This is a genomic window from Streptomyces sp. NBC_01546 (assembly GCF_045208355.1).
Lineage (GTDB): Bacteria > Actinomycetota > Actinomycetes > Streptomycetales > Streptomycetaceae > Streptomyces.
In genome coordinates this window covers 512,209-521,683 of sequence record NZ_CP109379.1, presented here as the reverse complement: position 1 = coordinate 521,683, position 9,475 = coordinate 512,209, and the positions used below count along the sequence as shown (strand labels likewise).

Below are 9,475 nucleotides of genomic sequence, written 5' to 3'. Positions count from 1 at the left end.
CTGTGGAACTGCTCGTCGACTACCGATGGCTCCTGGCACGACAGGAAGACATCCTGCGCACCGACCTCACCGTCAACGATCTGTCCGTGCTCGTCGGCATGGCAGCCCGGCACCGGGTGAACACCCCCCGCCTGGACCAGACCGACCCGGACCCCTTCTGGCGCGCCGCCGTGTTCCTGGAAGAGTGCGTACTGCTGCGCCCGCTCCCCGCCCGCAACGAGGCGTACGGCTACGGGGTTGCCGTCGCCTACCTGGAAGCGTCCGGTGAACGAGTGGACACCACGTACGAGTTGTGGCGCGACCTCATCAACGACATCCGCGCGCTGCGCCTGGACGCGTACGACATCGCTGATCGACTCCGGTCCTGGCGCGTGTCCGCGTAGGCCGTTGCGACGTCAAGGCTGTGGCCTGTGGCCTGTGGCCTGTGGCCTGTGGCCTGTGGCGTGGGCGCGGCCGAAGGCTGATCGGATTCTGGCCGGTTGATCCCTTGAGGCCGCAACGGTTTCTTGAAGCCGGGCAGCCCGGCGAACGAATATCCGGTTGCCTGTTGGGGATGGTGGTGGATGCAATGGCCGTCGAGATCCGGGCAGACCGCGACCGAACCGTCACACGGGAGACGCCAACGCATGAATACGCCACCATCGTCACCTGAAGCGGAGCGGACTGACGGATCATCCGTCCGGATTGGCGCTCTCGTCCCGCTGACTCGGCCTGGCTGGGTCGGGGCAGGCCAACACTTGCTCGCTGGACTCGAGTTGGCCGTTCGCGAGGTCAATGACGCCGGCGGGATCCTCGGGATACCACTCGAGCTGGTGGTCCGAGACACCGCGGCTGATCCACAGAGGGCCGCGGCGGCCGTAGACGAATTGGCCGGCCTGGGCGTGGCTGCCTTGGCGGGGGAGTATCACAGCGTCGTCGCTCGCGCCGCTGCCGCCAGGGCCGACGCCCTCGGCCTGCCGTTCCTCTGCTCGTCAGCGGTGCTCGACGCGCTCACCGATCAGCCGACGCAATGGGTCGCGCGCCTCGCCCCGGCGCAGTCCCACGGCTGGCAGATCTACGCAGACTTCCTCCTCAGCTCGGGCCACAGTCGAATCGCCGTAGCAGCCGCGCCGAGTGTCTACTGGGCATCGGGGGCCCGCATCCTGCGGGACTACCTCGCTCCACGCGGCGGCACCGTCATCGAACTCGACATGCGCGAGCTCACCCCCACGGCCGTCTGCGACGAACTCGTCACCCATCGCGCGACAGCCCTCCTTCTCCTGGTCGGCCACCCGGAGCCGGCGGTGTCGATCGTCAAGTCCGTCCGCCGCGACCAGCGCCTCGCCGAGATCATGATCGGTGCTCCGGCCGGGCAACCGGAGTTCGCCGAATGGGCGACCCTCCTGGGCGACGACAGTGCCGCGGTCCCGTTCTTGCGCTACCTGCCCGAGCGCCTCAGCCCACTCGGTGCACGAGTCGAGACGGCCCTGCGCGAGCGGCTGGCCGAAGCGCCCTCCTTCGTCGCGTTCGAGGGCTACGACACGGTCACCGTCCTCGCCGATGTGCTGCGTTCTCACGGCGCGGACCGGGCGCGCATCGCCGAATCCTGGGCGCGCGTTGCAGTCGAAGGCACCCGCGGGAAGATTCATTTCTCCCGCACGCCTGGCATCAGCGTGTGGCAATGGGCTTGGACGCCGGTCCAAGTCGTTGACCGAGATCCGGCGGACCCCGACCGCTTTCGGATCCTTCACACCGGCTGAGCCTCGAGTTCGGAGAGAGGCCGGGTGGCGGCCACCATCACCTCAGGAGGGTGCGCCAGCGGTCGGCCGACTCCATCATGTCCTCGATGACTCGCTCCAGGAACGTCCCCACCTTGGCCAGCCGCTGCCCCACGGGCGTGTCCGGCCCGAGCGTTTCGGCCGCCGCCATCGCGGCCTGCGCCGACGCGAGCGTCTGCCGTGAGCTGATCACGATCGAGTGGTACCAGGCGTCGTCGTCGACCACGTAGATGTCGCGACGGCGCTGCGGATCGCGCTCGCGCCGGACGTACCCCTGCTGTACCAGGAAGTTCACGGCCACGGAGACGGAGGCCGGGCTGACCCTCAGTCTGCGGGTCAGCTCGGCTGCGGTCCGCCTGCCGTTCTCGGACAGCAACAGGTCGACGTGCACGCGCGCGGTCATCCTCGGAAGCCCCGACCTGACCGCCAGCTCGATGATCTCCTCTTCCATCGGGCCGCCCGGCGCTCCGGCCGCGCGCGGGGGAGCCGGTGTGCCGCGCTGTGCCCGCTGGACCGTCGCCTGGTGCGCCTGCTGGGGTCGGTAGCCGCCGGGGCCGCCGTTGCGTGCGACCTCACGGCTGATCGTCGAGGTCGGCCGGTCGAGCTGTCTGGCGATCTCGGCGTAGGAGAGCCCGCTGCCGAGTCCGGCCGCGATGCGCTGGCGGTCCTGCTGGGTCAATCGTCCTCCGGGCATGCCGCCAGTATTGCCTTCACTGCCATTCATTGCAATGCGGCATTGCATTTACTCTCAGCGTCATTGCATCAATTTACCGCCATGTAACTGCACTTATGCCCTTCAGTCGATTGACGAAATTCTGAACGCAACGTAGCTTTCAGGAAGTGTCAAACATGCAAGGTCGCGAGATGAGGAATGGACATGGACATGGGTGAATCCCTCCACACCGTCACGACGCTGCCGACGGCGCGCCCGCCCGGCTGCCCCTTCGACCCGCCGGCAGAGCTGATCGACGCCCGCCTGCACGGGCCCATCAGCCGCTACACCCATCCCGGCGGAAAACCCGGCTGGATGATCACCGGATACGACCTGGTCAGGTCGGTCCTGGCCGACCCGCGGTTCAGCTCGCGCAAAGAGCTCCTGAACGTGGTCGACTTCGAGATCCCGCCGGCGCCGCCCGGCGAGTTCCTCCTCATGGACGAACCACAGCACGGGCGCTACCGGAAACCGCTGGTGGGCAAGTTCACCGCACGGCGGATGCGACTGCTCACCGAGCGCATCGAGCAGATCACCACCAACTGCCTGGACGCCATGGAGAAGACCGGCCCGCCGACGGACCTGGTGACCGCGTTCGCCAAGCCCATCCCCACCATCATCATCTGTGAGCTGCTGGGGGTGCCGTACGAGGACCGGGACTCGTTCCAGGAGCAGATCGACTCGTTCATGAACGGGGAGCCGAGCGAGGAGGAGCTGATCGCGGCCTACACCGCGACCCAGCAGTACCTCGCGGAGCTGGTGGCCGCCAAGCGTGCGAACCCCACCGACGACGTGCTCAGCGAGCTCACCGACAGCGATCTGACGGATGAGGAGCTGAAGGGGATCAGCCTGATTCTGCTGGCGGCCGGGTTCGACACCACCGCGAACATGCTGGGCCTCGGCACCTTCGCGCTGCTGCAGAACCCGGCGCAACTGGCCGCGCTGCGCGCCGACCCCGCGCTCGCCGACGGGGCCGTGGAAGAGCTGCTGCGGTATCTGAGCGTCGCCAAGACGTTCATGAGGACGGCTCTGGTGGACGTCGAGCTGGGCGGCCAGACGATCAAGGCCGGCACGACGGTCGTCCTGTCGTACAACACCGCCAACCGCGATCCCGAGCGCTTCACCGATCCCCACCGGCTCGACCTCCACCGGCAGGACGGCGGACACCTGGCCTTCGGCCACGGCACCCACCTGTGCCTGGGCCAGCAGCTGGCCCGCGTCGAGATGCGGATCGCGTTCTCCGCGCTGCTCAACCGCTTCCCCACGCTGCGCCTGGCCGTACCGGCCGAAGAAGTCGGCCTGCGCCCGGAGACCGCGGACATCTACGGGGTGAAGAGCCTCCCGGTCACCTGGGACGTGTGACCGCCAACCCGGTGCGGGACAGCCCTAGGGCGGCTCAGCGGGCGGGCATGTTGCGAACGGCCTCCTGGGCCGCCCGGACGCCCAGTGCGCAGGGCCCGGCCCGGTTCCTCGACTGGACTTGGAAGGTGAGGTAGCGGGTGTCGGAGACGCCCACGGTGACGGTGCACGAGTATGAGCTGATGGGCAGCATGCCCGCCGGATACCCCATGATCAGGTCGACGTGCTCGTCCATCAGGGCGAAGCGGATGGCGCTGTCCTTGTCGTTCTCCGGCTTCCGGTGGACCCGGAGGTCCACCGCCTCGCTCACGCGGTTGTGCCAGAAACAGCTGGTCGGCGTCTGGGCCATGCCCCCGCGCGGCGCCCATGCCCGCATCGAGTCGGGCGGGACCAGCCCGAGTTCCTCCTCGCCCTTCGGCCGGATCAGATCACACGGCTTGGCCTTCTCCACCGGCAGCGGCGGGACGTCGAACTGCGCGATGCTCGTCCGCTCCTTCAGCGGGACGTCCCGGTCGGGTCCCGCCGCGCCGCTTCCCCCTTCGCTTCCGCAACCCGACAGGACCACCGTCAAGGCGATGGCCAGCCCGGCCGCCGACGCCACCTGCATCTCCCACCACTCCCCACCACGGCACCAGTGCAGGGGAAACTACCGAACGTGCCCGCTGATGGAAGCGGTCCGGACGATCTGCCACTCCGAAGGGTGAACGACCGGCCGGGCAGGAAAACAGGTTTGCCGATGGCAAGGGCGGCATACGGGCGGCGTGTTTCCGTGGGCGGGTGGAGAGCATTCACCCGGCGGCGGCCTCGCCGCGGCCCGCCGCCGCGCTAGCCCGGCGTCGGTTCCGCCCCGCCCCGGGCGCCGCCGCTCGCACTGGTGAACCCGACGCCTCCGCCGACGTGGTGACGTCCGTCAAGTGTGACTCCGCTCTTCGGGCTCACTCAACAGGAGGCGATCAATGACAGCTCGCAAGAGCACCGGCGGCACCGCCGCCGAGGTGCGAACCAGCGACGTCATCGCGTTTCGACGGCCGTCGTGCACTTCTGCATCCGGATGCTGACGCTGCGCGGCATCGTCTGCATCGCGCCGCGCAGCGAGAACAAGGCTCCGTTCGTCCTGTTCGACGAATGGCTGGCCGCCCCCTGCCGCAGGTCGACCCGGACAGTGCCCCCGCCGGCCTGCTGCGTCGCTACCTGCACTGCTACGGCCCGTCCACCCGAAGGGATTTCGCCACCTGGGTCGGTGTTCACGCCGGTGACGTAGACCCGTGGTGGACCACCCTGGACGACGAGCTTATCCCCGTCGAATTCGACGGCCACCGGGCGTGGATCCTCGCCGACGATCTGGAAGCCCTGCAATCGCCGTCCGAAACGCGCGGGGTGCGGCTTCTGCCGCCACGCGACCCCTATACGCAGATGCGTGATCGGGAAACCATCGTCGACAAGAAGCACCATCGCCACGTATGGAAATCCGTCGGTGAGCCCGGCGCGGTGCTGGCCGACGGAACGATCGCCGGAATCTGGCGGCCACGCAAGAGCGGTCGCCAACTGGCGCTGACGGTGCAGACATTCCGGTCGCTGAGCACTGAGCTCCGCAAACAACTACGCGAAGAGGCCGATCACGTCGCCGAGCTGCGCGGTGCGTCGGGGGTACAGGTCACGTTCGACGACGAGACACGCTGACCTCACCTTCGCCCTCGACGGCCTTGTAGCCATCACGGTCGAAGGCGGAAGGCCGAACCGTGGCCCTCATTGCTGGACAGGAACTCCCGGAAGACTTGCGCGGAGTTCGGGTTCTGGCTGCACTGCCACACGCCGTGCGGACAGTAGTCGGTAATGCTGTGGTAGAGCGGCTTGTGCTCGGCGATCCATGCCAGCATGCGCTGCATGTACTCGGGGTTGTCGCCGTTGCGGAACAGCCCCCATTCGGGGTACGAGATCCGCTTGCCGTGCGCCTTCGCGAAGTCGACCTGCTGCTGGAGTCCGTAGGGCTGCGTGACCTGCTCGTCGAAGGTGTGGCCGGGAGGCTGGTCGTAGGTGTCCATGCCGACGACGTCGACCACGTCGTCGCCGGGGTAGCACCTGGTCCAGGCGATCGCGTCACCGCCGCGGTTGGGGGCGAAGTCGAAGCGGAACCGCTGCCCGTCCACAGAGCGCATCGCAGCCACGATGCGCCGCCAGTACTTCTTCCAGTTCTCGGGGTCGGGCCGGCATCGGTGGGTGTAGTTGAAGCCGTTCATCTCCCAGCCGAGCACGAGAACCGTGTCCGGCACCCCGAGGGCGACCAGACGCTCGGCCAGCCGCTGGAAGTGGTGGTCGTACTCACCCCGCGCGCCGGAGCGGATCAGCTCGGCGACCCGGTCGTCGGGGAAACCGGCCTCGTTGCGCTCCAGCATGGGCACGTTCAGTACGAACAGCCGATCGGCTCTGGCCTTGCGCCACCGTGCCCAGCTGCGCAAGGAATCGGGTGCTCCCTCGATGTTCGACCAGGTGTCGCCAGGCAGGTAGGTGTGCCCGGCGCGCACCTCGGTACCCCCGAGCCAGCTCGAGAGTTCCTGCATCCTCTCGACGCCGGGCGAGCCGTAGTGGAGATAGGCGCCCACTGCGACCTCGGTCCCTGGGTCACTGCCGGAACTCTCTTGCGGCGGCGTGGCGAGTGCGCCCCCGGTGACGAGCAGGCCGACAGCGACCGTACTTGCGCAGGCGCCCGCCAGCCAGCGGCCTCGATGGGACATCACGCCTCCACGAGCTTCGCGAACCGGATGTGTCTGGCAATGACGTTAGGCATCTCATCTGATGCGCGGCCTGTCTGGTGTCGCGATACTGGGCCATTCGCGGCAGTCGGCCGCCTTCGCTTGGCCCGAACAGGTGAAAGCCTTCACCCTCATCGGCGGGTCGGTGGCCGACACGCCCGGCGAACGTCGTCGCCGGTGCGCAGCCCGGTGGGGCCGGCCCGAAGTTCCAGCGTTGGCCCTACCGGGACCGGTGGTTCCTGACAGCATCAGCACGACCGACCAGGGGGGCCATGCGGTCGCGCGTCCGCTTACTCACGCTCGCCACCACCGCCGTCGCCACCGGGTTGCAGCTCACGGGGTGCAGTTCGACCCCGGCCGAGGAGCTGGAGGACTGGTGGTCCTCGGGGGGCGAGGGCAGGATCAAGGCGCTCTCCGACACCTCGGGCCGGGTCAACGAGGTGAGCATGCGCCCGATGGACATCTGGGACACCGCCTGCCAGGAGCTACTGGCAGAGGTGGCGAAGGCCAAGAAGTCCGACACCCTCCCGAGCGAAAACGCCCGGGGTTTCTGGACGGAAGCCCTGACCGCCTTCGAGCACGGAGGCAACGAGTGCGTCGCCGGGGCCGGCAAGAAGGACGAGGCCCAGGCCTCCGCGGGCATCCGCGAGGTACAGAAGGGCATCAGCCGACTGGCAGCCGCCGTGTCCATGATCAAGAGCGACCTGGAAGCCAAGTGACCGGCGGGATCACCGACACCCCGACCGATCCCAGAACTGCGGCCTCGGGGCCCTTCCGCGCTCCGTTGTCGTGGCGTAGACGAATATGACGGAAGCCCCGCCAGTGGGACTGATGGGGCCTCCAAGGTGTCGTCAGACCATAAGCAGTAGCCGCGTGCTCGGCACCAGTTTCCGGTTCACGCTGGTGCTCTGTACGAAGATCGTGAAGTCGTCGTTGTGGTCCGGCTTGATACGGACTTCCGTGTTCGGCAGGCCGAGCAGGGCTCGGGCCTCCGGTCCCGTGTAGACCTGGTCCGTCTTCTTCTCCAGCACCGCGATCTGCTTCTGCGCCTGAATCTTTTCTGACTTGCTCAGCTGGTAGAACGCACAACCGGTTCGGTAAGTGTGCCCGCATTCGGTGACCCAGTCCCGGATCGCCGTTTCGCGAGCCACGGGAATCAGCTGGTACTGGGACGGATTGACCGGGGTGAGACCGGCTGCCTCGATGGTGTCTTTGTTGACTGCCTCTCCACCCGTGGAGAACACCGCCCGCGATCCCCGGATGCCCTTGCTGCGGCCCACCATGAAGTTCTCGGTGGCCTTCAGGATAACCTGGCCGGCTTCCTCCAGACCCTGTGTGCTCGTGGCATCCCAGATGGCGATGTTGTCCTTCGGGAAGCCGCACTGCATGGCCTCGCGCTTGCCCATCTGGTCCGGGACAAGGACGGCCAGCGTCCAGTTGTCCTCCTGCGTCTCGGTCATCGTGGCCACGGCCTGCACCAGTTCACGAGGGTCCCGGGTAAGGGCATCCGGGCAGCGGTGACTTGCGTTCTCCTGCCCGTCGGTCAGTACGAACGTCAGGAAGCTGTGGTCGCCGTACAGTTGAGCAGTCTGCGCCAGCTCTCGCTGTGACTTCAGCGTGGCCGCCAGCAGAGCCGTCATTCCACCGGCCCGGTACAGCTGCTTCAGGGACGGCATTCGCAGCACGTCCTTGTCGTAGATGACGCACTCCACCTTGTCCGCGAAGACGTACACCGTGACGCGGGTTTCCTGGTCCAGTTCCTGTGACCGGCGGGCCAGGTATGCAATCTGCTGGTCGGCGACTTCGACGACCTTACGGCTCAGGTGCGACATGGACGAACTGGCGTCCAAGACGAGAGCAACGTGGTTGATGTAGTTCTGGTTTCCGGACATTACGGCTCCCCCGCTTTCCGACTTGATGCTCTGATCCTCCCATCCACCACTGACAATCGATCTTGGAGTGTTCAGCGCGACCGCTGACCCACCGCCCGTACGTGGCACCTGGTGAGCTGTGACGTTTCTGCGGTGAAACACTGCCCCCGCGCGGGTGAGCGAGCGCCCCAAGTCCTGTGGCTTCTACCGCCAGGGACGCTACAAACCTCGGATGATCAGGAACCTGTTGCGGAGCTGCCTGGCGGCCCTTCTTGCGGCCACGTCTCTCCTTCCCACTGCGGCGTCCGCCGCCGACGGCCGGCAAGGGGCCGTCCGCCCCGACCCCATCGTCTTCGTTCACGGCTGGAACCCCGACACCTCTCCCTGGGAGACCATGGCCGGACGCTTCGAGGCTGACGGCTGGCCGACCAGTCACCTCGACCAGTGGACCTACAACGCCACACAGCCCAACGCCACGACCGCCGCACGGCTTGCCGACGAGGTCGAGCGCGTCCTGGACCTCACTGGCGCCACCAAGGTCGACGTCATCACCCATTCGATGGGCGCCCTCTCTTCCCGCTACTACCTCAAGAACCTCGGCGGCGCTGCCAAGGTCGATGCATGGGTCTCCCTGGCAGGACCGAACCACGGCACCGACACCGCACAGTGGTGCGGCGGCGCTCCCTGTATCGAGATGCGACCGGGATCCGACTTCCTGAGCGCCCTCAGCTCCGGTGACGAAACCCCAGGCTCCTCCCGCTACGCCACATGGGGTTCACCATGCGACAGCATCATCAGCCCGAAGAGCAGCGTTGCCCTCTCAGGTGCCGTCAACAGCACTACCGCCTGTCTCAACCACAGTGCCCTGCGGACCGACCGGACTGTCTACGGCGAGGTCAAGGCGCACGTTCGCTAGCGCTCTGACCGCGTAGGTTCACCGGGTTGGTGTCCCGCGGCTGAGGCCCTGCGCTGCCTCCTGTTCCGACGCGGCATCACCCTTGAAGCCAGCCCCCTGCCCTCAATCCA

The 9,475-nt window shown here is 67.3% G+C and carries 10 protein-coding genes; 6 read left to right on the top strand and 4 right to left on the bottom strand.

The genetic code is table 11. From position 1 onward, the window contains the following. Positions 1–2 precede the first annotated feature (2 nt). Complete coding sequence (locus tag OHA89_RS02740; RefSeq protein WP_266615865.1) at positions 3–383, top strand: toxin Doc; 381 nt, start codon at positions 3–5, stop codon at positions 381–383. A gap of 243 nt (positions 384–626) precedes the next feature. Next, a complete protein-coding gene (locus OHA89_RS02735) occupies positions 627–1,739 on the top strand; it encodes an ABC transporter substrate-binding protein (protein WP_266615861.1) in 1,113 nt (370 codons plus the stop codon). Between the two features lie 37 nt (positions 1,740–1,776). On the opposite strand, the gene OHA89_RS02730 is transcribed toward OHA89_RS02735, so the two are convergent. Next, positions 1,777–2,451 (bottom strand): helix-turn-helix domain-containing protein, encoded by a 675-nt coding sequence (locus tag OHA89_RS02730; RefSeq protein ID WP_406365094.1) that lies wholly within the window; start codon positions 2,449–2,451, stop codon positions 1,777–1,779. Positions 2,452–2,640: 189 nt separating this feature from the next. Here OHA89_RS02730 and OHA89_RS02725 point away from each other — a divergent pair, with 189 nt between their 5' ends. Then, positions 2,641–3,831 carry a cytochrome P450 gene (locus OHA89_RS02725; RefSeq protein ID WP_266615929.1) on the top strand — a complete coding sequence of 397 codons (1,191 nt, stop codon included), beginning with the start codon at positions 2,641–2,643 and terminating at the stop codon, positions 3,829–3,831. A gap of 34 nt (positions 3,832–3,865) precedes the next feature. On the opposite strand, the gene OHA89_RS02720 is transcribed toward OHA89_RS02725, so the two are convergent. After that, complete coding sequence (locus tag OHA89_RS02720; RefSeq protein ID WP_406365092.1) at positions 3,866–4,435, bottom strand: DUF3558 family protein; 570 nt, start codon at positions 4,433–4,435, stop codon at positions 3,866–3,868. 434 nt (positions 4,436–4,869) lie between these two features. Here OHA89_RS02720 and OHA89_RS02715 point away from each other — a divergent pair, with 434 nt between their 5' ends. Next, on the top strand, positions 4,870–5,508 hold the full coding sequence (locus OHA89_RS02715) for a DNA glycosylase AlkZ-like family protein (RefSeq protein WP_266615926.1): 639 nt from the start codon (positions 4,870–4,872) through the stop codon (positions 5,506–5,508). Between the two features lie 32 nt (positions 5,509–5,540). On the opposite strand, the gene OHA89_RS02710 is transcribed toward OHA89_RS02715, so the two are convergent. Beyond that, positions 5,541–6,560 carry a glycoside hydrolase family 26 protein gene (locus tag OHA89_RS02710; RefSeq protein ID WP_266615856.1) on the bottom strand — a complete coding sequence of 340 codons (1,020 nt, stop codon included), beginning with the start codon at positions 6,558–6,560 and terminating at the stop codon, positions 5,541–5,543. Positions 6,561–6,850: 290 nt separating this feature from the next. Here OHA89_RS02710 and OHA89_RS02705 point away from each other — a divergent pair, with 290 nt between their 5' ends. After that, complete coding sequence (locus OHA89_RS02705; RefSeq protein WP_406365090.1) at positions 6,851–7,297, top strand: hypothetical protein; 447 nt, start codon at positions 6,851–6,853, stop codon at positions 7,295–7,297. A 132-nt stretch (positions 7,298–7,429) separates the two neighbouring features. On the opposite strand, the gene OHA89_RS02700 is transcribed toward OHA89_RS02705, so the two are convergent. Next, positions 7,430–8,470: a vWA domain-containing protein gene (locus OHA89_RS02700; protein WP_257552608.1), complete on the bottom strand. Its 1,041-nt coding sequence runs from the start codon at positions 8,468–8,470 to the stop codon at positions 7,430–7,432. 211 nt (positions 8,471–8,681) lie between these two features. Between OHA89_RS02700 and OHA89_RS02695 the strand changes: the two genes are divergently transcribed. Further along, the gene (locus OHA89_RS02695; protein WP_406365088.1) at positions 8,682–9,365 is read left to right on the top strand and encodes an esterase/lipase family protein; all 684 of its coding nucleotides are present in this window, start codon (positions 8,682–8,684) and stop codon (positions 9,363–9,365) included. Positions 9,366–9,475: the final 110 nt, after the last annotated feature.

Excerpts from the sequence above, each read along its gene's own strand:
- OHA89_RS02735 (WP_266615861.1), top strand. The coding sequence starts at position 627 with ATGAATACGCCACCATCGTCACCTGAAGCGGAGCGGACTGACGGATCA.
- OHA89_RS02730 (WP_406365094.1), bottom strand. The coding sequence starts at position 2,451 with ATGCCCGGAGGACGATTGACCCAGCAGGACCGCCAGCGCATCGCGGCC.
- OHA89_RS02725 (WP_266615929.1), top strand. The coding sequence starts at position 2,641 with ATGGGTGAATCCCTCCACACCGTCACGACGCTGCCGACGGCGCGCCCG.
- OHA89_RS02720 (WP_406365092.1), bottom strand. The coding sequence starts at position 4,435 with ATGCAGGTGGCGTCGGCGGCCGGGCTGGCCATCGCCTTGACGGTGGTC.
- OHA89_RS02710 (WP_266615856.1), bottom strand. The coding sequence starts at position 6,560 with ATGTCCCATCGAGGCCGCTGGCTGGCGGGCGCCTGCGCAAGTACGGTC.
- OHA89_RS02705 (WP_406365090.1), top strand. The coding sequence starts at position 6,851 with ATGCGGTCGCGCGTCCGCTTACTCACGCTCGCCACCACCGCCGTCGCC.
- OHA89_RS02700 (WP_257552608.1), bottom strand. The coding sequence starts at position 8,470 with ATGTCCGGAAACCAGAACTACATCAACCACGTTGCTCTCGTCTTGGAC.
- OHA89_RS02695 (WP_406365088.1), top strand. The coding sequence starts at position 8,682 with ATGATCAGGAACCTGTTGCGGAGCTGCCTGGCGGCCCTTCTTGCGGCC.